Source organism: Acinetobacter legionensis, assembly GCF_057165765.1.
Genome location: NZ_CM169896.1, coordinates 188256 through 214677, shown reverse-complemented (window position 1 = coordinate 214677; position 26422 = coordinate 188256). Strand labels below are relative to the sequence as shown.

At 38.1% G+C, this 26422-nt stretch carries 20 protein-coding genes; 6 read left to right on the top strand and 14 right to left on the bottom strand.

The window, feature by feature from the left end:
* Positions 1-300: 300 nt before the first annotated feature.
* On the top strand, positions 301-1626 hold the full coding sequence (locus AC2G3J_RS01000; RefSeq protein ID WP_336953628.1) for an OprD family outer membrane porin: 1326 nt from the start codon (positions 301-303) through the stop codon (positions 1624-1626).
* Positions 1627-1726: 100 nt separating this feature from the next.
* Here the strand turns inward: AC2G3J_RS01000 and ppa are convergent, their stop codons facing one another.
* Positions 1727-2251, bottom strand: coding sequence for an inorganic diphosphatase (gene ppa, locus AC2G3J_RS00995; RefSeq protein WP_151801800.1), 525 nt, complete (start codon positions 2249-2251; stop codon positions 1727-1729).
* Positions 2252-2372: 121 nt separating this feature from the next.
* Positions 2373-2771, bottom strand: a complete 399-nt coding sequence (locus AC2G3J_RS00990) for an MAPEG family protein (protein WP_336953627.1) — start codon at positions 2769-2771, stop codon at positions 2373-2375.
* A gap of 67 nt (positions 2772-2838) precedes the next feature.
* Between AC2G3J_RS00990 and AC2G3J_RS00985 the strand changes: the two genes are divergently transcribed.
* Complete coding sequence (locus tag AC2G3J_RS00985) at positions 2839-3264, top strand: hypothetical protein (protein WP_336953626.1); 426 nt, start codon at positions 2839-2841, stop codon at positions 3262-3264.
* Positions 3265-3355: 91 nt separating this feature from the next.
* Here AC2G3J_RS00985 and AC2G3J_RS00980 read toward each other — a convergent pair whose 3' ends face one another.
* From AC2G3J_RS00980 to AC2G3J_RS00950, 7 genes are all read right to left on the bottom strand, one after another.
* The gene (locus tag AC2G3J_RS00980) at positions 3356-5029 is read right to left on the bottom strand and encodes a long-chain-fatty-acid--CoA ligase (RefSeq protein WP_336953625.1); all 1674 of its coding nucleotides are present in this window, start codon (positions 5027-5029) and stop codon (positions 3356-3358) included.
* Between the two features lie 149 nt (positions 5030-5178).
* A complete protein-coding gene (gene parC, locus AC2G3J_RS00975) occupies positions 5179-7398 on the bottom strand; it encodes a DNA topoisomerase IV subunit A (RefSeq protein WP_419328015.1) in 2220 nt (739 codons plus the stop codon).
* A 731-nt stretch (positions 7399-8129) separates the two neighbouring features.
* Positions 8130-9449, bottom strand: a complete 1320-nt coding sequence (niaP, locus tag AC2G3J_RS00970; protein WP_483770550.1) for a niacin transporter NiaP — start codon at positions 9447-9449, stop codon at positions 8130-8132.
* Positions 9450-9503: 54 nt separating this feature from the next.
* A complete protein-coding gene (locus tag AC2G3J_RS00965) occupies positions 9504-10007 on the bottom strand; it encodes a GNAT family N-acetyltransferase (protein ID WP_483770549.1) in 504 nt (167 codons plus the stop codon).
* Positions 10008-10068: 61 nt separating this feature from the next.
* Complete coding sequence (locus AC2G3J_RS00960) at positions 10069-10713, bottom strand: trimeric intracellular cation channel family protein (protein ID WP_004725253.1); 645 nt, start codon at positions 10711-10713, stop codon at positions 10069-10071.
* 61 nt (positions 10714-10774) lie between these two features.
* A complete protein-coding gene (locus AC2G3J_RS00955) occupies positions 10775-11242 on the bottom strand; it encodes a YchJ family protein (RefSeq protein WP_336953621.1) in 468 nt (155 codons plus the stop codon).
* Positions 11243-11424: 182 nt separating this feature from the next.
* Positions 11425-13008 (bottom strand): TerC family protein, encoded by a 1584-nt coding sequence (locus tag AC2G3J_RS00950; protein WP_419328017.1) that lies wholly within the window; start codon positions 13006-13008, stop codon positions 11425-11427.
* Between the two features lie 373 nt (positions 13009-13381).
* Here AC2G3J_RS00950 and AC2G3J_RS00945 point away from each other — a divergent pair, with 373 nt between their 5' ends.
* Positions 13382-14014: an LOG family protein gene (locus tag AC2G3J_RS00945; protein ID WP_336953619.1), complete on the top strand. Its 633-nt coding sequence runs from the start codon at positions 13382-13384 to the stop codon at positions 14012-14014.
* 111 nt (positions 14015-14125) lie between these two features.
* Here AC2G3J_RS00945 and AC2G3J_RS00940 read toward each other — a convergent pair whose 3' ends face one another.
* Together AC2G3J_RS00940 and AC2G3J_RS00935 are read right to left on the bottom strand one after the other, a co-directional pair.
* Positions 14126-14479, bottom strand: a complete 354-nt coding sequence (locus tag AC2G3J_RS00940; protein ID WP_151801796.1) for a GlpM family protein — start codon at positions 14477-14479, stop codon at positions 14126-14128.
* A 101-nt stretch (positions 14480-14580) separates the two neighbouring features.
* Entirely contained in the window at positions 14581-15345 is a 765-nt protein-coding gene (locus tag AC2G3J_RS00935; RefSeq protein ID WP_483770548.1) for a hypothetical protein, read from the bottom strand.
* 479 nt (positions 15346-15824) lie between these two features.
* Here AC2G3J_RS00935 and uvrA point away from each other — a divergent pair, with 479 nt between their 5' ends.
* Both uvrA and AC2G3J_RS00925 read left to right on the top strand, forming a co-directional pair.
* Entirely contained in the window at positions 15825-18656 is a 2832-nt protein-coding gene (gene uvrA, locus AC2G3J_RS00930) for an excinuclease ABC subunit UvrA (protein ID WP_336953617.1), read from the top strand.
* A 253-nt stretch (positions 18657-18909) separates the two neighbouring features.
* Positions 18910-19479, top strand: a complete 570-nt coding sequence (locus tag AC2G3J_RS00925) for a hypothetical protein (protein WP_483770547.1) — start codon at positions 18910-18912, stop codon at positions 19477-19479.
* 176 nt (positions 19480-19655) lie between these two features.
* Here AC2G3J_RS00925 and AC2G3J_RS00920 read toward each other — a convergent pair whose 3' ends face one another.
* Complete coding sequence (locus tag AC2G3J_RS00920; RefSeq protein ID WP_483770546.1) at positions 19656-21368, bottom strand: GGDEF domain-containing protein; 1713 nt, start codon at positions 21366-21368, stop codon at positions 19656-19658.
* Positions 21369-21654: 286 nt separating this feature from the next.
* Positions 21655-22500 carry a class D beta-lactamase gene (gene blaOXA / locus AC2G3J_RS00915; protein WP_483770545.1) on the bottom strand — a complete coding sequence of 282 codons (846 nt, stop codon included), beginning with the start codon at positions 22498-22500 and terminating at the stop codon, positions 21655-21657.
* Positions 22501-23376: 876 nt separating this feature from the next.
* Between blaOXA and omp33-36 the strand changes: the two genes are divergently transcribed.
* Positions 23377-24261, top strand: a complete 885-nt coding sequence (gene omp33-36, locus AC2G3J_RS00910; protein WP_336953613.1) for a porin Omp33-36 — start codon at positions 23377-23379, stop codon at positions 24259-24261.
* A 74-nt stretch (positions 24262-24335) separates the two neighbouring features.
* On the opposite strand, the gene AC2G3J_RS00905 is transcribed toward omp33-36, so the two are convergent.
* The gene (locus tag AC2G3J_RS00905) at positions 24336-26303 is read right to left on the bottom strand and encodes a glycine betaine transporter (RefSeq protein ID WP_336953612.1); all 1968 of its coding nucleotides are present in this window, start codon (positions 26301-26303) and stop codon (positions 24336-24338) included.
* Between the last annotated feature and the right edge of the window lie 119 nt (positions 26304-26422).

Here is a 26422-nt window from a genome sequence, read left to right as displayed (position 1 = left end):
GGTGGGAGTATAAAAATAAAAGCGAATTTTACTGTGTTTTTAAATTTTTGGTAAAAAACATGGAGATAAATTCAGCATATTTTCCAATTTATTTCATATTTCACACAAAATTAGTATTTTAATAACTCTTTAGAAATTTTTTTCATAAGAAAAGAAATTAATATTGTGTAAAAGATTACAGAAATGTAATATTTTTAAGCAAAAGAGATTCCCTTTTTATAGATTAAATATACAATTCATCCACAATCTGTTCTGAATTCGATCAGTCAGTGCAATCTATTCTCGTTCACGAGGCAATTCATGTTGAATGCTCCAAAACTTACTTTAGCTGTATTAATTAACGCGGTTCTAATATCCCCTACATTTGCTAGCGAACAAAGTGATGCAAAAGGGTTCGTTGAAGATGCCAAAGGTTCTGTATTGTTTCGTACAGGCTATATCCTTCGTGATAAAAAACATGGTATTGACGATCAAAGCTCATTTGCACAAACTGCAATTGTCGACTTAGATTCAGGCTTCACTCAAGGTATCGTCGGTTTCGGTGTTGGTGTGGTTGGCGATGGTTCTTTTAAAATCGGTCCGAACAACCATGCTGGCAATAACATGATTGCACTCAAAAATAATGGTGCAAGAGATGCAAATGGACGAGTTGATCCATATGATCATTGGGCACGTGGTGGAGCAAATGTAAAAGCTCGTTTCTCAAATACGACTGTACGTTATGGTACTCAAGTTTTAGACCTCCCTGTACTTGCAAGTAATACAACACGTCTTGTCCCTGAATATTTCACAGGGACATTATTAACCAGCCATGAAATTAAAAATTTAGAACTAGTTGCGGGTAAATTCACCAAAGACCAAATGTCTGATCAGATCAAAACAGATGGTAATAAATTGGATGATGCGATTGTTTGGGGTGCCAAATACAAATTTGATGACCAGCTTACTGCATCTTATTATGGTTTAGACTCTAAAAATGCCTTAGAACGTCATTATATTAATGCCAATTATAAATACCCATTAGCAAATCAAAGTTCTTTAACTTTTGATTTCAGTGGTTATCACACCAAGTTTGATAAAAATGCCAACACCTATTCTGCAACTGGTCCTGTCGATGTTGATTACTCAAGCACAGGTAAAGCAGGCGTAGAAAAAACCAATAATATTTGGGCATTGTCTTCTACTTATAACCAAGGTCCACATACTGTTATGTTGGCTTATCAACAAAATACAGGTGATGTCGGTTATGACTATGGTCAAAATGCTGATGGTTTCCAAAGTATTTATCTACCAAACTCTTATATGTCTGATTTTATTGGTAATCATGAAAAATCAGCTCAAGTTCAATACAACCTAGATTTTAGCAATTATGGTGTTCCTGGCTTAAATTGGACCACAGCATTTGTGTATGGTTGGGATATTAAAGTCCGCAATGTCACTGATGATGCACAAGAACGTGAATTCTTTAATCAGGTGAAATACACCATGCAAAGTGGTTTTGCAAAAGATGCGAGCTTACGTCTACGTCACTCTTACTACCGTGCAAGTGAAGCGTATAATCCTGTCTACATTGGTGATACCAATGAATGGCGTATTTTCTTAGATATTCCTGTGAAATTTTTCTAATTTAGAATAAATCCAAAGAAACAAAAAACCTGCATTTAATAATGCAGGTTTTTTATGAGTTTAAAGATTATTTTATCTTTAAACTTCGCTTAAATCAGGATTATTTCGCAGCTTCAATTGCTTTCAATACTTCAGCTTTTGCAACTTCTGAACCTTCCCAACCTGTCAATTTAACCCATTTACCAGGCTCTAAATCTTTATAATGTGCAAAGAAATGCTCAATTTGGTTAATTAACAAAGCTGGAAGATCTGAATATTCTTTCACATCTTTATAAAGTGGAGTCAATTTGTCATGTGGAACTGCGATAAGCTTCGCATCAATACCACCATCATCTTCCATATTTAATTTACCAACAGGACGACAACGAATCACTGAACCATGTACCAATGGGTGTGGAGTTACAACCAATACGTCTAATGGGTCACCATCTTCAGACAAAGTATTTGGTACATAACCATAGTTCGCAGGGTAGAACATCGCTGTACCCATGAAACGATCTACAAATAAAGCGTCTGAATCTTTATCTACTTCATATTTAATCGGTGCAGCATTTGCTGGGATTTCGATAATTACATAGATGTCATTTGGTGCATCTTTACCAGCAGGAATATTGCTATAGCTCATAGGATACTCTTTCAAGTGAGGTCTTATTTAAAATCTTGTCGATTATAACGCTAAATTGCGCAAACAGATGCGGATTATACATTTTGCATCATCAAAATGAATGAATTTTATCGAAAACTACTTAGACCATTCGAATAACCAATAACAATAAAATAATTGGGCAAGCTACGGACAAAGCCCAAATGATGGTCCGTAGTGCTGAAATATTAGCAAGATAGCAAATCCCATAAATAATGCGTAAAACAATATAGGCGATCCCTAACATCATAATCAAATGTTGTGAGACCACCATGTATTCAGCCATCAGAATCGCAGCAATAAATAAAGGTAGGCTCTCAAAACTATTCTGCTGTACTGCATTGGCACGTGCAGCTAAACCCGTGGTTTTTGCTAAAAATTCACGCGGATTCTGATTATCAGCAGCTTTAAAGCCACCAGATGCTTTCGCAATAATGGTAAAAACATAAGGAAGTAAACAGGCAATTAGAATTAAATATATGATGCCATCTATCCCAGACATGATTTTTTCTCATGAAGTGTTAATGCGAGTTATCATAGCATGGCATGAACAGAATATTTTTTGTTAAATGCAGAGTTTTGCAAAATTGTGTAGTGAGGACAATAACGTGCAACCAGATCAAAATGAATTGTTTGAGGTTTTAGAAAAGCAGCGCCATCAACAAGCTGAGATTGATCGTATTCTTAAAATTGTATTGCCAATTTTGGCTTTTCTATTATGCGTGATTTGTGCAAATTATAATTGGCAATCTACCTTGGGAACGCTCGTCGTTCTGGTGGCGGCCTTTTTTGCCGTCGGCATAAAGCGTATGAATCTATATTTTTGGTTAGCCATTATTATCGTGTACTGTTTAATTGATATCTATTTTAGCTATGGCAGTATTAACCCCTCAGCACTAGGTCGTCAAATGGGAACCATGCTCACATTTACAGGGATTGTTGGCTTAAGCCGCCCCTATATCGATGGTTGGTATATTCGTTCTCATAAAAATTAGATTTTGAATTGAACAAATATACCTAGCTATTATTTTCGATAGAACATAAAAAAGCACCACGATTGGCGCTTTTTTATGTTTAATTTTTCAATTACTTACGTAAATCTTTACGGAGAATTTTACCTACATTAGATTTTGGTAAATCATCCATAAACTCAACATAACGCGGGCGTTTATACCCTGTTAAGTTTTCTTTTGCATATTCGAGCACTTCTTCTGTGGTTAAAGATGGATCTTTTTTCACCACAAATAATTTTGGCACTTCACCAGATTTTTCATCAGGTACACCAATTGCTGCCACTTCAAGAACTTTCGGATGTTGAGCTATCACTTCTTCAATTTCAGAAGGATAAACGTTAAAGCCAGATACTAAAATCATATCTTTCTTACGATCTACAATTTTAAAATAACCACGTGTGTCCATGAAACCAATATCACCTGTACGGAAATAACCGTCAGCTGTCATAACTTTTTCAGTTTCATCTGGACGATTCCAATAACCTTTCATCACTTGAGGACCACGAATCGAAATTTCACCCTGCTCACCTTGTGACAAATGATTGCCATCATCATCTAAAATTGCGACATCAGTCAATGGTAACGGAATACCAATTGTGCCACTAAACTCAGTCGTTGCAGGCGGGTTGGCAGTTGCGACTGGAGAAGTTTCAGATAACCCATAACCTTCAATAATGATGGTTCCAGTAACTTTTTTCCATTCTTCAGCAGTTGACGGTAACACGGCCATACCGCCGCCCATCGCCATTTTTAACTTACTGAAGTCAAGCTGTCTAAATTCTTCATTATGTACCAGTGCATTGAACAAGGTATTTACCGCAGGGAAGAAACCCGGTTGGTATTTACGTAATTCTTTAATCACCGCTGGTAAATCACGTGGATTTGGAATCAGAATATTTGCCTGACCTTTATACATACCATACATCGCACACACCATGAATGCGAAGATGTGATAAAGCGGTAAAGCACAGAAGATACGATCGTCTTTCGCACCATCACCTTGACCAAATTTACTTTGGAAAATACCATCACATTGCAACAAGTTTGCAACTAAGTTACGGTGCGTCAGCTCCGCCCCTTTGGAAACACCCGTAGTACCACCTGTGTATTGAAGTACAGCAGTATCACTGAGGGTCATGGTTGGACGTTTATAATTGCTTGGGCTTACTTTTGCCAATGCTGCATTAAACTTAATATGTCCTGGAATATTCCAGTCTGGAATTTGTTTACGCACTTTACGTAAAACAAAATTCACCAAAGTACCTTTTAAAGTACCCAACATATCGCCAACGGATGCAACAACAACATGTTTTACAGGTGTTTTGCCAATAATCGCTTGATAAACAGTCGCAAAGTTTTCAACAATGACCAATGCTTCAGCACCTGAATCATTAAGTTGGTGTTCTAATTCTCGTGCTGTATAAAGTGGATTCACATTCACAAGTACCAAACCTGCACGGAATACACCTAAAGCGACAACTGGATACTGAAGGACGTTAGGCATCATCACAGCAACACGTGAACCTTTTGCCAAACCTAAGCTTTGCAGATACGTTGCAAATTTACGGCTTGCCAATTCAAGGTCACTGAATGACATCACTTTATCCATGAAGATAAAGGCATCACGTGAACCAAACTTTTGGAAATTACGCTCAAAAATATCAATAAGAGAGCTATTTTCCTGTGGCAATTCTACTGTTTCTGGAATTCCAGTCTTTTGATATTCAGTGAACCAAATTTTTTCCATAATGCCATAATCTCCAATCAGTAATCCTTAGTTTTAAACTGTTTTTCTCAATATTGAACATAATTTTTTGGCTTCTTTGTGCTCAATATTGCATCCATTTTCACGAACACTTTGCATATATAACGTATTTCAATCCCAGGATGCTAGTTTTATCTTTGAATCAACAGTTTATTTGCTTTTTGATATCCACGCGGTAACAATTGACCTTTTGAGGCGCGTTTACCGATATATTTTTGCAAATCATCCCCTTTTAATTTTAATTGTTGCTGCCCTGCAAGCACTTGTATTACCTCATCTAAATTCAAAGTTAACATAAACTGAATAGACTCTTTGGTTTCAAGTTGTATCAACTTATTTCCTTTACCTTTATTGAGCGTTGGCAACTCTGATAACTCAATTAAAAGTAGGCGTCCTGCTGAACTGAGTATAGCCAAATGAGTATGATTTTCAATGACTTCGATTGGCATTACTGTCGCATTTTCAGCAACGGTCAGGAATGTTTTACCCGCTTTAGCGTTTGTATCCAATTGTTTAGCGTGTGATTTAAAGCCATAACCCTTTGAACTTACAGCAACTATTTCCTTTTCTTCATTTTCAATGAGAACTTGCATAAAGCCCACACCATTGGCAGGAGAAAGTTTTGAACTCAACGGTTCTCCTAAACCACGAGCCGATGGCAAACTATTAATGGCCAAAGCGTAACTTCGTCCTTTTTCATCTAAAATATATACTTTCTGGTTAGACTTACCTTGTGCTGAACTTAGGTACCGGTCACCAGCCCGGAAGCTTAATTTTTCAATATCAATATCATGACCTTTTGCTGCACGAACCCAACCCGCTTCAGAAAGGATCACTGTTACCGCTTCAGCAGGCATTAAATCTTGTTCACTAATTGCTTGTGATTCCTCACGCTGTACAATTGGTGAACGGCGATCATCACCAAACTTTTTCGCATCATCTTTGAGCTCTTCGATAATCAAAGATTTTAATGACTCAGGATTTGCAAGTTGTTCACGAATCACAGCTGCTCTCGCCTCAAGTTCTTCTTGTTCACGGCGCATTTCCATTTCTTCAAGTTTTGCCAAATGGCGTAACTTGAGCTCTAAAATTGCTTCTGCTTGAACTTCATCAATATTAAAACGCAGCATCAACACCGGTTTAGGCTGATCTTCTTCACGAATAATCTTGATCACTTCATCAATGTTCAAATAAGCAATGATCAAACCACCGAGAATATGTAGCCGCTTTTCAATTTTATTCAAATGATATTGCAGACGACGTGTGACAGTACTCTTACGAATTTCAATCCATTCTAATAAAATTCTACGAATTGATTTGACTTGTGGGCGACCATCTGCACCAATCATGTTCATATTGACACGATAACTCGATTCTAAATCGGTTGTCGCGAACAAATGACTCATTACTGCATCGGCATCAATGCGGTTTGAACGTAATACAATTACCAAACGGGTTGGATTTTTATGGTCTGACTCATCGCGTAAATCACTGACCAATGGCAGTTTTTTAGCTTGCATCTGATCAGCAATTTGGGTGATGACTTTCGAGCCAGAAACTTGATATGGTAGCTCAGTGATAATAATTTCATTTTTTTCAATAGTATATACTGCACGGGTTCGATAACTACCGCGTCCAGTCATTTGAATTTTTAATAATTCATCACGTGGTGTAATAATTTCTGCTTTGGTCGGTAAGTCAGGTGCAGGAATATATTCTGCAATTTTTTCATCTGTTAAGTTTGGATTACGGATTAAAGCAATCGTACCTTTAATCACTTCACGTAAATTGTGTGGCGGAATATCCGTTGCCATTCCCACTGCAATACCAGTGGTACCATTGAGTAAAATATTTGGTACACGCGCTGGTAAATTGACTGGCTCTTTCATTGAACCATCAAAGTTATCTTGCCAATCACAGGTCCCTTGACCTAATTCAGAAAGTAACAAATCACTATAAGGAGAAAGTTTAGCTTCGGTATAACGCATGGCTGCGAATGATTTAGGATCATCAGGCGAACCCCAGTTCCCTTGCCCTTCAATAAATGGGTAACGGTAACTAAATGGCTGTGCCATCAAGACCATGGCCTCATAACAGGCTGAGTCACCATGCGGATGGTATTTACCCAATACATCACCGACTGTACGTGCAGACTTTTTCGGCTTACCGCTTGGTTTTAATCCCAATTCGCTCATCGCATAAACGATACGGCGTTGTACAGGTTTTAAACCATCACTAATGTGTGGCAATGCACGATCCATAATCACGTACATGGCATAGTTGAGGTAAGCTTGTTCAGTAAATTCTGCTACGGAACGATTTTCTGTCGCATGATGCGCAAGGCTTGTCATAACAACCTTTTATCCTAAATAAGTGCGTTCTAAATAAATGTTTTGTATCTACGTTCTTATGCTAAGTCGCAGGGTCTGACTACACAAGTGCAAGTGTACCCTACAACGACAAATTGCGTCTTAAGATCTTTCTAATGAGGTAAAATTATCCATTTTTTAAGAAATGAGCAACTTTTATTTAAACTGCTATTTTTAAATTGGGGTATGCGCTTTATTTCAAATGAAATTTATAAATGCTGAAACTTATTGAAGTGACCCATTTCGCGTTTTTATAGAATGGGTGCTCGAACTCAACAACCACCCGATCCCATATAGAAGCAGCAAAGTAACAGGAACTACAAAACTGTACGCTTGCGTCCAAGACAGCCGATCGAATAAAGGGCCTAAGCCAATTGCATTAAGTGCTGACACTTGAAAACCTATGGGTAATTGTAAGAAAACAAAGTTTCCTTTGTTATCCGTCATTGGATCTAACGCGATATAAAGACAAAATGCGGTAAGTAAAAGATAAACAATACAAAAGCTTAATCCTATTTTACTTTTCATTATTCCGCCCTCAATACTGGTCTGATCTATTTGATAATATCTCTATAAATGATTGGTTTTTTTAATTTTAACGTTAGAGAAATTAAAATGGCTGAGAGGTAAGATTAACCCTATATCAGCCATTGTATACTTTTTCTTTGTTATCATTTTTTTAGCGCTATGTTTTTATATATTTCAATAAACAACTATAACCCAATCTCTTCTAAGGTCTTACCTTTGGTTTCTTCACCCAAGATCAAAACCACAGCGGCAACAGCGAAAAGTACAATCGTAAACATCATAAAGACTGAACTAAACCCATCACTTGCCACCATCATATGGGTCACCACCAACGGTGCGACAATCCCCCCCATACGACCGATTGCAGATGCCCAGCCTGAGCCAAAAGCACGAATATTGGTTGGATATTGTTCAGGCGTATAAGTATATAAAACCCCCCATGCACCCAAATTAAAGAACGACATTAAGCATCCCCACAACATAATCATATTGACTGAGGTCGCTTGGCCAAAGAAGTAAGCAGAAAGCGCACACAGACCAATAAAACCAGCGAGGGTTGCTTTACGTCCAAGCTTTTCCACCAACCAAGCCGCAGCCACATAACCGGGTAATTGCGCCAAAATCATCCCGAGTACATATTCAAAAGACTGCACAATGGTATAACCCTGCTTGACCAGCAGACTTGGTAACCAAGTAAAAATGCCATAATAAGAATAGACGATGCCAAACCAAATCAACCACAGCATCAGAGTACGACGGGCAAACGCTCCTGACCAAAGCTGTGAAAATGTAATTGTTTGTTTTGCTGAAACAGATTTGACTTCAATGGTTTCAATCACTTCCACACCACATTGCCGTTCCAGTTTCTGTACCAATGCATGAGCTTCTTCAATTCGTCCACGATTAATCAGATAGGGAACAGACTCTGGCACTTTTTTGAGAATCATGAAAACATAAATGGCAGGTAAACCACCAATCAAAAATGCAATATGCCAACCATACTCAGGAATCACAAAATAAGAAATAAGTGCAGCAACAAGCCAGCCAAGTCCCCAGAAACTTTCTAAAAGTACAATAAATCGACCACGTACTTGAGCGGGGATATATTCACTGACCAAAGTCACAGCCACAGGAAGTTGGCCACCCAGCCCTAATCCGACAATAAAACGGAATACTAATAACCAAGTCAGATTCGGCGCAAAAGCACATAATGCGGTTGCAATGCTATAGGTCACTAAGGTAATCGCAAAGACTGTTCTACGACCAATTCGATCGGCCAACCCACCTGAAAATACAGCACCAATTGCCATACCCACAAAGCCAATGGAGACCACCCAACCTTTTTCAGTAGGTGTCATTTGCCATTCTTCTGCCATTTTGGTGAGAATAAAGGAGATCAGTCCTGTATCCATGGCATCAAACATCCAGCCCAGTCCAATTACCCAGAGTAAGGTATAGTGAAATTTCCCTATGGGTAAGCGTTGTACACGTGATACTAAATCCATAATGCACTCAACAAATATGTAAAAGCAGAAATAACTTTGGCACGCTGTTTAACTTTAAAGACTGAACAGGAGAATTTCTCCTGCTAGTCCGTCAAAATCTTTAAATTCTTTAGAATGGAAACCATTATTTATCAATATTTTTCTTGAAGGTATATTTTCAGGATCAATAATAGCCATGAGATGTGTTAAATGGGGTTGTTTTTTTGCATGGTCAATTAAAAATGCTACAACCTGACTGGCAATGCCTTTCCCCCAGTATTCGGGTAAAAGCATATAGCCCAATTCCGCTGTTCGTGCTATTGGTTGATCCAATTCAATTTTGGCTAAACCCATAAATTCATGTGTTTGAGCATCAAGAATTTTATAATTTCCCAATGCCACATCATAGGCATTCTTAGATAAAATCTTACTAAATTCTGAATGTGCTTCCTCAAGCGTTAATGCTCTTTCGGTAATCATTTGCATGACTTTAATATTTTTGACCAATTCAAAATACACAGCAAAATCTATGTCTGTAAATTTTTCAAGTTTAATATTTTGATGAATCCGATATGACATACCAAGCTCAAAGTTAAATGCAGGAATTCACAATCAATAGTTGCTCTTCAAGCATTCATCCTTAGGACTCATCTTTAGAAGATGCCGATTGTTCATCATCATCTTTATAGATAAATTTCGGCATTTCCAAACCAAAATAAATCGCCACACAACGTAATGCAAAACCAAAAACTAAAGTAGAAACCACAGTAATTTCAAGCGATAAACCAAAATCAATACAGAACCAATAGAAAATCACTGCAACAAAGGAAATCGACGCATACAATTCACGACGGAATACCAATGGAACATCATTACACAGAATATCTCGTAGAATACCACCAGATACCCCTGTTAATACTCCAGCAACGGCGGAAACCACAAAACCATGGCCCATTTGCAAGGCAATTTGACAGCCAATAATGGTAAAACCAATTAAGCCTAAAGCATCCAATAATAAGAAAATGGAATGTAAGTGCTTCATCCATTTGGCAATAATAATGGTGACAAAGGCAGCACAGCACGTCAGGACAAGATATTCAGGATGTTTGACCCAAGTCAGTGGATAATGTCCGAGTAAAACATCTCGCACAGAACCGCCACCGAGTGCAGTGACACAGGCAATCAGTATCACCCCAAACCAGTCCATACTACGTCGTCCTGCGGACAACGCTCCAGTCATGGCTTCTGCTGTAATGGCTATAATATAAATAATCGTCAGTAACATTGCCCTTCATCCACTGATGGGAAAAGATGCGCGCTATTTTAAGTCAAAAACGAACTAAAAGTTATAAAAATTGTGCGCAACATTGCTTAAATTTTTTGGCGGATCCACAAATACATGGCTGTTTCATGGTGATTGGCTGATCTGTGGTTGGATCTAAGAAATACCATACATCATCATGCTGGACAAAGTGTGAAACTTCATGGTGTATTTGAGCCTGCTGACCATCATGAAAATGTGCTTTAAATTCAACTTGAGCATGATTTTTATCCAGCTTTTCTTGGGCTTGTACCACTTCGAGACTGAGCCATTGATTGGCTTTGCTCCAATCTGAAATCGCTTTAACATCCAAAGCTTGTTGCTGCCCAAGCGCAGTGGTCTGAACAATATAATCAATCTCATGTTTGGCAAAAGCGCTATAACGCGAACGCATCAATTGTGCTGCTGTCTTGGCTTTGTTCTGTCCCAAGTGTAGCGGCTGACAACATTCAGCATAAAGCGCTGAACCACATGGGCAGGATAGATTGGACATGAAAATACTCAAAATCTGAATAGGCTCAATGATAATCCAACCCAGCTGGAAATCGAAAGCTATTCTTTCAATATGAATAATGCCATTCAGCCATCATTTTAACGATATGTTTTAAATCATTATTCGCAATGATAAAATAGCAAGAAGCCAGTCTTTCGACTGGCTTGTTTAGAAGGTATCCATTAGGGTTCAGCATCTTTAGATTTGGTTAATGCTACAATATGCACCTTCTCAATCTTATGCCCATCCATCGTTACCACTTCAAACTCATAACCATCAACTTGAAGTTTCTGACCATTTTCAGGCAAACGTCCGAGATGGAACAAGATGTAACCAGAAAGGGTTGAGTATTGTTCCGACTCATCGACTAAATCACGACCTAACAGCAAAGAAACATGACGAATATCAGTTGAACCTTCAAGGATCAACGAACCGTCTTCAAGACTTTCCGCAGCAGCTTCTAGTTCATCTTCATCGGGGAACTCCCCAGCGATTGCTTCAAGTACATCAATCGGTGTTGCAATCCCTTCAATTGACCCATATTCATTTAATACAATCGCCATTTGTAAAGGTGCCTGACGAAGTTGTTCCATCACCATCAACACTTGCGCATTTTCATGCACAATCACAGGCTCGCGTAAGTGTTTTTCAAAATTTAAAACACCCGTTTCGATATAATCATTTAAAACTTTATGGGTTAAAACAATACCCGCAATATTATCCAATTCACCATGGGCCAAAATTAAACGAGAATGTGACATTGCCATCAAATTTTCTTTAATGCTGGCTTCGTCTTCATCCAAATCTAACCATTCTAATTCAGGGCGCGGTGTCATGACCGATTTTACTGGACGTTCTGATAGTCCCAAGACCCCTTGAACCATAACACTATGGTAAGCACCATTTTCATCATCAAAAATTTCATCTGCCAATGCTTGTGTTGCGATCACATCATCCGCTTTACCATTTTGACTATCGGCACTTTTTCCGCCTAACATTTTCAATACTGCTGAAGCTGTACGGAAACGCAAGTCGGTCGTTGTCACCATTTTCTCTTGGTTTTTACGCATGGTTTGGTTCATAAACTCGATCAGCACAGAAAAACCAATCGCTGCATATAAGTAACCTTTTGGAATGTGATAACCAAAACCTTCAACGATCAATGAGAAACCAATCATCATCAAAAAGCCAAGACATAGAATCACTACTGTCGGGTGCTTATTGACAAAGTCCATCAAGGCTTTTGATGCCCACAGCATAATAGCTACAGCAATCACCACAGCAATCATCATCACTGAAAGTTCTTTCACCATTCCCACAGCGGTGATCACACTATCGAGGGAGAATACTGCATCTAAAACAACAATTTGGACAATGACCATCCAAAATACAGCATGAACAGGATTTTCTTCTTTAAGATCCTGACCACCTTCAAGGCGTTCATGTAGTTCCATTGTGCCTTTGAACAATAAGAACACACCACCAAACAGCAAGATCAAATCACGCCCAGAAAAAGCATGCTCAAAGAGATGGAATAATGGTTCGGTTAATGTCACCACCCATGCAATGGATGCCAGTAACACCATTCGCATACAGAGGGCAAGTAAAAGCCCAATAATCCTTGCTTTATCACGTTGTTCAGGCGGAAGTTTTTCTGCCAAAATTGCAATAAACACAAGGTTATCAATACCCAAAACGATTTCTAAAACAACTAAAGTTGCAAGACCAATCCATGCAGAAGGATCAGACATCCACTCAAGTATCATTGATCTTGCTCCATTGAAAATGTGCAATAGCTATTTTCAGCATGTGAGAACTGTAAATTTTGGAATTGATAAGAAAACTTTAGTGTATTTTGAACTATTATTTTGTCTAAAGATTGTGCATTTTCGGAGCGACTACAACCACTACCCATGATGATTCATTTGTTGATAAATAAGCGTTAATTATAGGCAATCCAGATAGGAATTTCATCTCATTTATCAGGATTTTTACTGATTTATCTAAAATTAAATACAAAATCAAAGTGATACAAATCATTGCAAAAGCGCCGATAATACAACATGTTTTTGTCACATTTCTTACTTAAAGTAGTAGAAATGTATAAGAACATGATAAGTTAAGGTGAAAAAATAAATTATGAATAGTGTATTGCCTGTAATGATGAATAAACCTTTCGAATTAGATCAACAACAACATAAAGCCACACAATGTTTAATCGCACTCTATTGTGGTTCCCGACCCGGAAATAACCCCACCTATCGAGAAAAAGCCATCCAACTTGCCCAAGGTATCGCAGAACAAGGTTTTGGGATCGTCTATGGCGGTGCAAGTATTGGCTTAATGGGCCAAGTTGCAGATACGGTCACGGAACATGGTGGTGATGTTGTGGGCGTTATTCCCGAATTTATGCTGGATTATGAAATTGCCCATAACCAATTAACAGAATTACATATTGTACAAAACATGCATGAACGTAAGGCTATGATGGCTGAACGCGCGAGTGCTTTTGTCGCTCTACCAGGTGGCTTTGGTACCTTTGAAGAAATTCTAGAAGTCGCGACATGGGGACAATTGAATCAACATCAAAAACCGATGATGTTATATAACGTCAATGGTTTCTATGACCATTTGATTGCGCAATTAGACCATGCTGTTATTGAAGGCTTTTTACCGCCTCAACATCGGGCAAAACTGATTGTGTGTAATCATGCAGATGAAATTTACAATGCCATTAAGAACCTAGAAAGCCCAAAACAGTTTATTGTTTAAATATCTCATTATTAAAATTCATCCCTAAAAAATGAGCCTTGATCAAAGGCTCATGAACTTTACAATCAACTCAAAAGTATTCATTGCAACTCTTTTTATTGATTCAATAAATCATAAAACCGATCCATTCTGAAATAATTGCCATGCATAAATCAACACAGCAGCAGCTACAATCCAGCATAACGTTGCAATCCCTAAACAAGACCACATCGAAAGCTTAGTTGCCAGTAAATAAACCATGAACAAATAAATGAAATACGGTATCAACGACCACAGTCCGAATAAGGCTGTTTGCTTTAAGGCTTCAGCACCTTTTTCCTGCGCCACAATCACATGTGCGATCAATGCAAATGTTGGAAAAAGTGGAACTAAACCTGCAATATAAAATGCCTTACTTTTTGAAAGAATTGAAATCAACAAAACCACTGCTGCACCCAGAATACATTTCAAAAATAAAGACAACATCTAAAATTACTCGAACACATGATCAGTGCCAGAGTTTACGCCAAGCATGTAAATTTGAAATCTAAAATATTAGAAATTTAATGCGCTAGTAAGTTAAAACTTTAAAAAGCGCGTTTTAATTTGCCTCGGTTAATAAACGCAACCAAACCCATGACAATCGCCATCACAATAAAAAAGATAAATTTTAGCTCACTTCTACTCAAGTGCATCTCAGATTTATTCACTTCAGCTTGAGTAAAATCGGCTGGTACTGGAGGCAAAGGTGAGGCATAAGTAGCTTGAATATTTTTAAAATTTAATTCACTGAGTTCAGCAGGCTTTTCACCTTTGCCCACCAAAACATAAGCCGCAACAATATCAAAATCCAAAGGATTTTGAATGCCAAATTTCACTTTGGTGGGTTCATAAGTGTTGTATTCAGGGATCCAGTCATTCACTTGACTATAAATACGAATGCTATCATTTTTTTCCAATATCGGATCTGTAATCAGCTGTTCTGAAGTATCTTCAATGAATGTGTTTAAGCCTTTGAATTGCTTGAGTGAATATTGATTGGTTTGCGTCAAATTTTCTGCGATCAGTGTTTGATATACAGCATGCTCACTGGGATTGGCTTTATTTAACAGGCCATGATTGTCCATAACAAACTCAACTTTTGCAGTAAGTCCTGGATAATTTTGTCGTCCAACCAAATAAACCGCTGTCCAAATCTGATCCCCCGCTTGTACATCTTCTAATTCTAATTCGTACAATTGATTGGGTTTTAAATTGAACGCTTGATCAAATAAAACTTGTGAAGTCTCGCCAGCCAAGACATTGCAAGAAAATGCAAAACAAACAACTGATATAATTTTTCGTATATTCATTTTCAAGCCCTCCACAAGTGCGATATCTATCACACATTTTACAATAAAAACAATAGTTAATCACAGAACGTTTGTCTAACAATTCTCTTTTTTAGATAAGTGGTTCTTGATTACATCACATGACCAATCTTAAAGCTGATCTGGTTTATTCGTTCTAACTTATGCAATATCGAAATAAGTATTCAGAAATCAGCACAGCATCAAAAAACTGACTGCATATCTCATTTTTCTTCAATGACTTATTTTAAATAAATTATAGCTTTGATTTTAAATTAGCTGAATGCGATCCTATAAATTATTGAAAACTATCATAAACATATGAATATTATTATTTTATTCAAAAACTCAAACTCCATCACAGTTTTAAATGGTCAGTTACATGACACAATTTGTCGTTTAAAAACTATTTTTTACAGCTTGAACAAAATTAAATCGCTATCATATACCCCTTTAATTCGCATAATTTCGAGAAAGCTTTTATGAGTCAAAGTCATATCCGTATTCGAGGCGCACGTACCCATAATTTAAAAAATGTGTCACTCGATATTCCACGTGACAAGTTTGTGGTCATCACAGGACTCTCAGGCTCAGGGAAATCATCTCTGGCTTTCGATACCTTATATGCTGAGGGTCAGCGCCGTTATGTCGAATCTTTATCTGCGTATGCACGTCAGTTTCTTTCACAAATGGAAAAGCCTGAAGTTGATTCAATTGAAGGTTTAAGCCCTGCGATTGCGATTGAACAGAAATCTACCAGCCATAACCCCCGTTCAACCGTAGGAACCATTACTGAAATCTACGACTATTTACGTTTACTGTATGCGCGTGTTGGCACACCCTACTGCCCAGAGCATGACTTGCCGATGGTTGCACAGACTGTTTCTGAAATGGTCGATGCCGTGAAAGGACTGGAGGAAGGCACAGCATTGATGCTCCTTGCTCCAGTTGTTCGTGAGCGTAAAGGTGAATACAGCAACCTGTTTGAGCAATTACAGAGCCAAGGTTTTGTCCGCGCGCGCGTGGATGGTGAAGTGATTGATATCGATACACCACCAGAACTTGATAAAAAGAAAAAGCACACCATTGAAGTTGTGGTTGACCGTTTTAAAGTCCGTGATGATTTAGGTAACCGAATTGCCGAAAGCTTTGAAACAGCATTACGTTTAGGCAGTGATCTGGCGATTTTATCGTGGATGGGTGGTGAACATCCTGACCGTGTATTTTCAGCAAAACATTCCTGCCCTGAATGCGACCGTGCTGTTGCTGAACTAGAGCCACGTCTGTTCTCGTTCAATAACCCATTTGGTGCATGCCCTGTCTGTGACGGTTTAGGTACCCGTAGTCATTTCAGTGCTGAAAAACTGATTCCAAGCCCAGATGTTTCTATTAGCCAAGGTGCAATCCGTGGCTGGGACAGACAACGTCCATACTATTACAGCATGATTCAGAAAGTTGCAGATCATTTTGGGTTTTCTTTAGACACCCCTTGGAATGAACTCGATGCTGATACGAAAAAGAAATTTCTCTATGGTACAGGCAAAGAAAAAATTGATCTTAGTTATATCGATGAGCGTGGTCGTAAACATAATCGGGTACAACCTTTTGAAGGAATTTTGCCTCATTTAGAACGTCGTTATCGTGAAACTGAATCTAATTATGTCCGTGATGATCTGGCGCAGTATTTATCTAATGCCGCTTGTGATGCTTGTGGCGGTTCACGTTTAAATGAAATTTCACGTCATGTCCGTGTTAAAGATAAAACCATTGCCCAAATTACCAAAATGTCGATTGGGGATGCTGAAAGCTACTATCAAGATTTAAATCTTGAAGGTGCCAAAGGTGAAATTGCCGATAAAATTTTTAAAGAAATTCGCGAGCGTTTGCACTTCCTTGTATCAGTCGGTTTGAACTATTTAAGTCTGTCTCGCTCTGCTGAAACACTTTCAGGTGGGGAAGCACAACGTATCCGCCTAGCCTCACAAATTGGTGCTGGTCTAATGGGGGTAATGTACGTTTTAGATGAGCCATCCATTGGTTTACATCAACGTGATAATGATCGTTTATTGGAAACACTAGTTCGTTTGCGTGATCTTGGTAATACGGTTTTAGTGGTTGAACATGATGAAGATGCAATCCGTGCAGCTGACCATATTATTGATATCGGTCCAGGCGCTGGTGTACATGGCGGTCATATCATTGCCGAAGGCACCTATGATGAACTCGCAGCCAATGAGAACTCACTAACAGGAAAATACCTATCTGGTAAGTTAAAAATTGCTGTACCCAAAGAGCGTGTTAAACCACCGAAACCTGAAGAACAAATTAAACTGATGGGTGCATCTGGGCATAACTTACAAAATGTTGATTTGACGATTCCTTTAGGTGTGATGACTTGTGTGACTGGTGTTTCAGGTTCAGGTAAATCCACCTTAATTAACCGTACCCTATTACCACTTGCAGCGACGCAATTAAATGGTGCAACCACCTTAACTGCTGAAAAGTTTGATTCGATTGATGGCTTACAGTTCCTTGATAAAGTGGTAGACATTGACCAAAGTCCGATTGGACGTACTCCACGTTCCAACCCAGCGACGTATACCGGTTTGTTTACCCCGATTCGTGAATTGTTTGCACAAACCCCTGAAGCCAAAGCCCGTGGTTATGCTGCAGGTCGTTTCTCGTTTAACGTTAAAGGTGGACGCTGTGAGGTGTGTGAGGGGGATGGTATGATCAAAGTTGCCATGCACTTCTTACCCGATATGTATGTGCCTTGTGACAACTGTCATGGTCAGCGTTATAACCGCGAAACCTTGGAAGTTGGTTATAAAGGCAAGAATATTTCTGACGTATTGGAAATGACAGTCGAAGATGCGATGCATTTCTTTGATGCAATCCCAGTGATTCACCGTCGTTTGGAAACATTAAACCAAGTCGGGCTAGGTTATATCCGCTTAGGTCAGTCTGCAACAACGCTATCGGGTGGTGAAGCGCAACGGGTCAAACTGGCACGTGAGCTGGCAAAACGTGATACAGGTAAAACCTTGTATGTACTGGATGAACCAACCACTGGTTTGCATTTCCACGATATTGCCAAACTGCTCGATATTCTTCATGAACTACGCAATAAAGGAAATACCATTGTGGTGATTGAGCATAATCTCGATGTGATTAAGACGGCGGACTGGGTGATTGATTTAGGCCCTGAAGGTGGCGCAGGTGGTGGTCAGATTATTGCGGAAGGCACCCCAGAACAAGTAGTGAAATCTAAAGTTTCACATACAGCGAAGTTCTTAAAACCGCTGTTGAAGTAATTCACTACATCTTCCACACCCTCCTTTAAATAAGGAGGGTGTTTCCCTCTTTCTCTCACAGGACTTAGGGAGAGATTAATCATCTGAGCTCCAAATTAAATAGCTCATATAATTTTTATAAAACTCAGATTCTCAGCCTTTTTCTTCATATATTTCAATAATCATCTGCGTAATTTGGGGATTTTCTAAAGCAAATTTTGCATTTCTCATTCAAACAAGGCAAGATCAATGCATAGCACAGGATATTTTCCTTATGAAGCTTCTTTACTCATGCCTTTTAGTCCCAAATATCTGTTTGCTCAGCAGTTGTAGCATAAACATTGCAGGTGGTAATGGCAGACCCGACAATCCTTATTTTATAACTACCCAGCCCTTACTGATTAAAAAAATACAGCTTCCTGTGGGCTCTACTTTAACCTACGAAAAACAGGGCTTTAAAACTGGCAGACAAAGTCAGTTAATGAATGAAAGTAAACTACAAGGCATCTCAATGCCGAGTGGACAAACCATTACTTGGGGCGGCGTACCCATCAGTACGATCAACAAATTCACCAACTCAGAAATGCGCGGCTTTAGCCTTAAAGCAGAATTTAAGCAGCTTGCTCCCAATCAAAACTCTGGCTTCTCCAAACAATGGCAACGCTGTGGCGATAATCTGGGGATTAGTATTAAAAATACCAATGATTGGTCATTTAATCTAAATAATATTGTCGATGTAGAAAGCTGTAGTGTGCTGTATCAACGTCACTTTCAAGAGAATACAGAACAGCAAAAATTTTTAAATCAATTGTATGCAGAGTTGCTTAAAGTCGGTTCAAAATAATTTAGCGTTTTCACCATTGAATGATGATGTTAAATCAATACGTCCAAACTGCTTAATCGTCATCACGAGCCATATGCTCTTGTTCAATACCCACTTCATTTAATCTTTATTTTCAAAGCCTTTCTTAGATGCTTTTATTTTATATTTATATCACTATAGACTGTAAAATCAGCCAATCAGCCCACAACTTTGTTTCGACCTTGTGCTTTGGCCTTAAATAATGATGCATCTGCTCGTGTAAACAATGCTTCCCAACTTTCAGCCCCTGTCGCAACGCCAATACTGACAGAAACATTCAACTGCTCTGTAGACATAGAACTATTAAAACTTAACCTGGATACATCAGCCAAAATACTTTCAGAAATTTGTAATGCCCAATCCCATTGGATGCGATCAATCAAAATTAAAAACTCATCACCACCAAAACGTACAATTAAATCAGATTGCGCAATATTTGCTTTTAAACACCGAGCAATCTCAACAATAACCGAATCACCTAAAATATGTCCAAAGCGATCATTCACATATTTAAAATTATCAATATCCACCATGATCAAGGTCAACTCTTGAAATCGCTCCGTTTGTGTCGCAATATTTTTTAAATAAACGTCTAAAGCCAATCGATTTGAAACACCCGTTAAGCTATCGGTGTTGGCACTATTTTGTAATTGAAATTCAAAAGCATCGCGTTGTTTGAGCATTTCTTTTAATTTATCAAGCGCATCGGTTAAGGTATGCACCTCTTTGGTTTGTATCGAAGCATCCCCTAAATAATCACGTTCTTGAACTTGTGATAGTTCCAAAATCATATTTCTTGCATATATCAAAGGTTCAAATAACTTTTTACGTGTATATAACATCGTAAAAACTGCTACCGACAATGACAAAAGAGAAATAAATAGCGTGATAAAAAATTGACGTTGCTCCGATTCCATTCGATGGCGCGCACTTAAGGCATGCGTTTCAAGTAGATATTTTTGTAAATTTACCACCGTGGTAAACTTATCCACGATTGCATCTGTGAGTTGGTTTGCCGTTAAAAAATACGGCTGCTGATTTCTACTCTCTTGCACCAAACGATTTACGATGGGTAAACCTTGGTCAATAAATTGAGTTTTCACCTGACCATATAAATAAAGATACTCAGGGGTTTTTAAAGACTCTATTTGCATGGTATCCATCAAACGCCATAAATATTTAACCTGTTCTTGCGTTTGTAACGAGCGTGCTTTGTTATATTCAGGTAGGGGTTCGGAAAAGCTCAGGGGTGCCATGATGTTAGACGCGACCCGTCCAGATTGATCACGCAAATCAGCCAATATCAGCACAATTGAAGCATAGTCAGTCACATCGCTATTATTCTTTTTTGAATGATTGATTAATTGCTGCAACATGACTCTACAACTGTCCCACGCCCGAAACATTCCCTGAATCACTTGATCCATTTGCACTGAATTACGTTCTTTTAACGGTAAGGCTAAATATGCATCAACTTGTTTACGGGCGATGTTCAAATCATATCTTAACTGAACATTAACTTGATCCGCCAAACTAGTAAACCCTGCTTTGTTTAAGGTCTCGACGGTTAAATTAATCTGCTGATCTACATCCTTACGAAAGTCCTGCAATTCTTTTATTCTGTCTGGAAAATTTGCTGTCGAGCTCGACATTGCTTTATTTGTTGGCGCTCTTTCCCGTGAAATTTTATTGGATGTTTCAGCAAAAACTTGCAAGGCTTGAATATTGACTAAAGCTCGATTTGCTCGGCTATACTCTCGATAATTACTGATGATTTGTGGAACAGCAATTAATAAAACAGACAAAATGATGACTGACATGAGGATAAGCAAACGGGTGCTTATTTGTTCTGATCTGAGTTCATGCACCATCACCATGGTCCTGTGGGAAATTATATCGTAATAAAGCTAAAGAAATTTTGTTTATATTATAGAATATATACACATAAACTACTCCACATAATCAAGTTTAATCTACAGCGTTCAGCTCCTTTATATTATCGTTTTAATAGATGAGTAATATTCAAAATTCACATTTTACATATCAATAGAATTTGCATAAAATCAGACTTAGATAGAAATTCTCACGATTTGAAAATATATCTTTTTTATTGCCCAGTTTCCCCCAATAAACTGGGCATTTTTTTATCTACTGCGGTTATCTCAAATAAAAGAATAAACCTAATTTATCCAAGATACTTAATGTCATTTGCTTGCGTTCAGCAGGGTCATCCCCTGTCTGCATATGCATATTTAAAGCAAAAGCGGTGATCTGACCATTCGGCTGCTCCACCCATCCTGTGTACCAACCTACTTGTGGCTCAACATCCATTCCCCAACCACTTTTAGCATAAAGCTTGGAATCACCACGTCTTTCGACATAAAGCATATCTTTGACTTGCTGTTGTACAGCATCATCAAAAGGCAATGTTTTCTTTGCCAATTGATAAGCAAATTTAGCTTCTTGTTCTGGGGTGATTTTCAATGGTCCAACCAACCAGAAATTATCGACCTGTTGACCAATTTGTGTATTGCCAAAACCAACACGCTTGACTTCTTGACTCATCAAGTCCAAACCAATACGTCGCGCTAGCTCCTGATATACAGGTACAGCTGAAACCTGCATTGCTTCTGCCAAGGTCATATCTTTTTCCCATGTAGGAAAAGATCTTTTTTCCCCGTTCCATTTAAATATTTCAGTATTTGTGGCTTTACCATGTTGCAAGCCAATCAAAGCATTCAACATTTTAAAAGTAGAAGCTGGGATATACGAGGTCTTAGCTCGATTTAAATCATTTCCATAGCGTTTAAGGTGAGTTCCGTCATAGGTCACAAAGACAGCTTGAGTTTGAGCATAATTAAACAATAAAGGGATTTCATTTTTTCTTTGTGATGAAACTGAATCACGCAATTTAAGATCGGAGGCACACCCTGAAAATGCCACGCTAATCAGGAGAATCCATAGACTGGTTTTTGTTTTGACTTTAAATATGTGATTACTCATAAAATTTACTTAGGTATCGATTACATCTGAAATAGTGTAGATGAGCCTATAAATTATTTTTTAAATTGAATGTAAGAAAATATTTACAGATGCAATGTATTGGTGCATAATGCACCTCATTAGGGCAATTTATTAATATTCCTCAGCAGAATTTATTGATTTGCTCCAGATTTTGGCGAAAAATCCCAGTTTTCTTTGAAAATTGGGATTTTTTTTGGCAAGAATCATGCCAAGCTAATTTATATTTTGCATAATTATGCTCTATATTGGTGCAATATTTTATTCTCTGTTTAATGCATTTTGTTTTGAATCTAAAATAAAAAAAAGCCCAACTTTGGGGAAAGCTGGGCATATAAACTCAAAATTTCAAAAAAATTCATTTAAATAAATGAACTTTATTGACTCATTATCCAAAATATCTTTTACTTTGTAAAACCAATTAAATTGATCGGATATAAATTATTTATCGTTTTTACAAATAAATGAGAATAAAAATACAATTTAAATATAAAATGATTATAAAGTCACAAATTAATTCTAAAAATAAGCAGAATTTAATGACATTTTCTTGACATTGATCGTAAAACAACCATCGGTAATATCGATTAAAATATAAAAATAAACAATAAAACAAATGCATTAATTTAACAATTTGATCTCAGTTTTATATGAAATAAAACTTTTGTCTGAATTTAGTTTGTTGTTCTGATTCAGTTTTTTTCTAGGTTGACGCAAAGCCACTCAGATGTGCGTTTTTTGAACAATGTAAATTTCATGTATCTACTTTGTAAACATTGGCCTTAAACATCATTGACTTAATATCTTGTTACAATACAATGCCGTCTGTTTCACCAATTTCTCCTATTGGAAAAGATTATGAAAAAACTCGGTTTAGCCACTGCTTTATTATTAGCCATGACCGGCGCTCAAGCATACCAATTCGAAATTCAAGGTCAATCAGAGTATATCGATACGACTGAAAATGACAAAGATTTCACTGGTGGTTTGCAAGGTACTTACTACTTCAAAAATGTTGACTCTTCAAAAGGTCCATTGGCTGAAGCGGCGTTCTTAAACCAAGCATCAAATGTTTCTTTAGCATATAACTATGGCGAATTAGACGCTGATGTAGTTGTACATAACTACGGCGCTAAAGCTGAACTTTATGTTCCTACTCCATATGTACCTGCATACGCGAGTGCTTCTTATAGCCACACAATCCTTGACGGTAAAAATGGCTTGTCAAACGATCAAGGCGATCGTTTTGCATTAGAAGTGGGTGCTCTTCCTACTCAAAACTTCTTAGTCGCTGTTGGTTATACTAACGTTGCTGACCAAGTTGCTTTGGATGCATTCAATGTTATGGGTAACGGCGTTGCTAAAGCGACTGCTGAAGCTGCAACAATTGGTGAAGACCAAGACGCAATTACTGCACGTGCTAAATACGTTGGCGGTATTGACGGTACAAATATGTCTTTAGCGTTTGAATCAGGCATTATCTATGGTGATGCAACTGCATACCAGTTCAAAACTGATTTCTATTTGAACCCACAATTAAGCGTTGGTGCTTCTTACGCAGCGTCTAGCTACGAAGGTACGCCTGATTCAGCTTGGGGTGCAAACGTAAACTACTTCATCACTCCTGCTATTGCAGTTGGTGCTAGCTACGTAAATGCAAACTACGAAGCGAATAAAGGTCAAGCAATTTCGTATGTTGGTGATACGCAAACTGTTGGCTTAAACGCTAAATTCCGTTTCTAATTTGCTTAGAAATTGAATCAAAAAAAGGACTCATACGAGTCCTTTTTTATTGCCTTTGCTTTTAAATAAATAACTTAGTTTCTCAATACATTTAAGAAATGTAGATGACGTTCATATTGGTCAATGATGTCTTGAATCAAGTCTTCTTGCGTCCACTCCATCACATCATAATTTTGACCACCTTCTCTTAAAAATATTTCTGCTTGATAAAAATCATCTGTTTCCTGATGTTCTTCATTCATCATAAAGCTTGGCGCAACCATTTTGCGTGCAATCACTTTATAGATAAAATTGAACTCATCATGATGATCCACACTGAGTTGAATACCGTCTTCAGTTTCTTTAATCACCACATTTAAATCACGGCGTTTAAACTCAAAACGAATACTTTCAAAAGCCTTAATCACATCAACCTGAATATAATGTTGTACTTCGGCCAACGTATGCGGATAGTGCATGATTAAGCCTAAACGTTGCTGCCAACTACGTGGATTTTGTACAGCTCTTGGCGTGATTCTTGCCACTTGTAAAGCCTGCATTTTGGTGACATCTAAGCGTAATGCTTTGACTAAGCCCCAACACAACAGCAGCATGATAAAGGTGAACGGTAAGGCACTCATCATGGTAGCCGATTGTAATGCGCCTAACCCACCGACCATTAATAAAATGATCGACAACACCGCCATTAAAACAGTCCAGAACAAGCGTTGCCATATCGGCGAATTTTCTGTTTTCGCAGTGAGATAATCGGTCACCAATGCACCAGAATCCGCAGAGGTAACAAAGAACAAGACCACCAGCAGTGTCGCAATAAGACTAAATACACCTGAAAAAGGCAAATGGGTTAAAAATTCAAACAATGCAACTGATGAATCTTTTTGTACCGCAGAAATTAGCCCAACCTGCCCTTGTTCCATAATACTGAACAAGGCAGCATTGCCAATAAAACCCATCCAGATCAAGGTAAAGCCTGTCGGAATAAGCAGTACACCAACAATAAACTCTCGAATAGTTCGACCTTTTGAAACACGCGCAATAAACATACCAACAAATGGTGACCAAGATATCCACCATGCCCAATACATGATGGTCCAACCACCAATCCAGCCATTCGATTGATAAGCATATAAATTAAAGGTCATGCTAAACAAATTCGAAATATACTGTCCAGCGTTTTGAATGGTTGCTTGTAGGATATAAATACTGGAACTGGCGAGGAATACAAAACCTAGCAATACCAAGGCTAAAATCAGATTCAGTTCAGAGAGACGTTTAATTCCTTTGTCTAATCCTAAGAAAACTGACAATGAAGCCAGCGTACTCACCACAATAATCAAAAAGATTTGGGTGCTAATATTACTTTCCCAGCCAAATAAATAATTTAAGCCAGAGTTAATTTGTGTTACCCCAAACCCTAACGTGGTAGCCACACCAAATACCGTACCAATGGTGGCAAAAGTATCTACCGCATCTCCGATTGGACCATGAATTCGTTGACCAATAATCGGAAATAAACCCGAACGAACTTTGAGTGGCAAGTTATAGCGAAAAGCAAAATAAGCCAGCGTTAAGCCCACAACCGCATAGATAGCCCAAGCATGTAAGCCCCAATGAAAAAAGGTAATTCTCATTGCTTCTTGGGCAGATTCAATAGTTTGTGGATCACCTGTAGGTGGATTGACATAATGCATGACAGGCTCTGCAACACTAAAAAACATCAACCCGATGCCCATACCCGCAGTAAATAGCATGGCAAACCATGACCCATTACTATACTCAGGCTGGCTATGATCTGGTCCAAGCTTGATTTTACCCATGTCAGAAAAGGCAATAAAAATCAGTACAATTAAAAATATTGCGACAGATAAAACATAGAACCAACTAAATGAATCAGTAATCCATCCATTCATCCTTTGGGTAATCAGCTCAAAGGCATTTGGTGCAAAGACAACAACGGCTAAAAAAAGCGCAATAATTCCAACAGTGCTCAAGAAAACATTTGGATTGACATTGTCAAACCAAGTGATTTTTTTGGAAGGCATATTTCCCCCAGGTTTTTATACTCAATGGACAGACTTTTTAAATTCAAAAAAAGGCATTCACAGGTGTGAAAAAAGACGAATCCTGTAGAACAGCGATTGGATTCAGGTCACATTATAAT

Bases quoted from the DNA above. Each gene is read 5' to 3' on its own strand.
- AC2G3J_RS00965 (WP_483770549.1), bottom strand. From the start codon at position 10,007: ATGTCATATCGGATTCATCAAAATATTAAACTTGAAAAATTTACAGAC.
- AC2G3J_RS00985 (WP_336953626.1), top strand. From the start codon at position 2,839: ATGCAGAGTTTTGCAAAATTGTGTAGTGAGGACAATAACGTGCAACCA.
- AC2G3J_RS00945 (WP_336953619.1), top strand. From the start codon at position 13,382: ATGAATAGTGTATTGCCTGTAATGATGAATAAACCTTTCGAATTAGAT.
- AC2G3J_RS00940 (WP_151801796.1), bottom strand. From the start codon at position 14,479: ATGTTGTCTTTATTTTTGAAATGTATTCTGGGTGCAGCAGTGGTTTTG.
- AC2G3J_RS00920 (WP_483770546.1), bottom strand. From the start codon at position 21,368: ATGGTGCATGAACTCAGATCAGAACAAATAAGCACCCGTTTGCTTATC.
- niaP (WP_483770550.1), bottom strand. From the start codon at position 9,449: ATGGATTTAGTATCACGTGTACAACGCTTACCCATAGGGAAATTTCAC.
- AC2G3J_RS00990 (WP_336953627.1), bottom strand. From the start codon at position 2,771: ATGTCTGGGATAGATGGCATCATATATTTAATTCTAATTGCCTGTTTA.
- ppa (WP_151801800.1), bottom strand. From the start codon at position 2,251: ATGAGCTATAGCAATATTCCTGCTGGTAAAGATGCACCAAATGACATC.
- AC2G3J_RS00935 (WP_483770548.1), bottom strand. From the start codon at position 15,345: ATGAATATACGAAAAATTATATCAGTTGTTTGTTTTGCATTTTCTTGC.
- AC2G3J_RS01000 (WP_336953628.1), top strand. From the start codon at position 301: ATGTTGAATGCTCCAAAACTTACTTTAGCTGTATTAATTAACGCGGTT.
- omp33-36 (WP_336953613.1), top strand. From the start codon at position 23,377: ATGAAAAAACTCGGTTTAGCCACTGCTTTATTATTAGCCATGACCGGC.
- blaOXA (WP_483770545.1), bottom strand. From the start codon at position 22,500: ATGAGTAATCACATATTTAAAGTCAAAACAAAAACCAGTCTATGGATT.
- AC2G3J_RS00950 (WP_419328017.1), bottom strand. From the start codon at position 13,008: ATGATACTTGAGTGGATGTCTGATCCTTCTGCATGGATTGGTCTTGCA.
- AC2G3J_RS00955 (WP_336953621.1), bottom strand. From the start codon at position 11,242: ATGTCCAATCTATCCTGCCCATGTGGTTCAGCGCTTTATGCTGAATGT.
- AC2G3J_RS00980 (WP_336953625.1), bottom strand. From the start codon at position 5,029: ATGGAAAAAATTTGGTTCACTGAATATCAAAAGACTGGAATTCCAGAA.
- uvrA (WP_336953617.1), top strand. From the start codon at position 15,825: ATGAGTCAAAGTCATATCCGTATTCGAGGCGCACGTACCCATAATTTA.
- AC2G3J_RS00905 (WP_336953612.1), bottom strand. From the start codon at position 26,303: ATGCCTTCCAAAAAAATCACTTGGTTTGACAATGTCAATCCAAATGTT.
- AC2G3J_RS00925 (WP_483770547.1), top strand. From the start codon at position 18,910: ATGAAGCTTCTTTACTCATGCCTTTTAGTCCCAAATATCTGTTTGCTC.
- AC2G3J_RS00960 (WP_004725253.1), bottom strand. From the start codon at position 10,713: ATGTTACTGACGATTATTTATATTATAGCCATTACAGCAGAAGCCATG.
- parC (WP_419328015.1), bottom strand. From the start codon at position 7,398: ATGACAAGCCTTGCGCATCATGCGACAGAAAATCGTTCCGTAGCAGAA.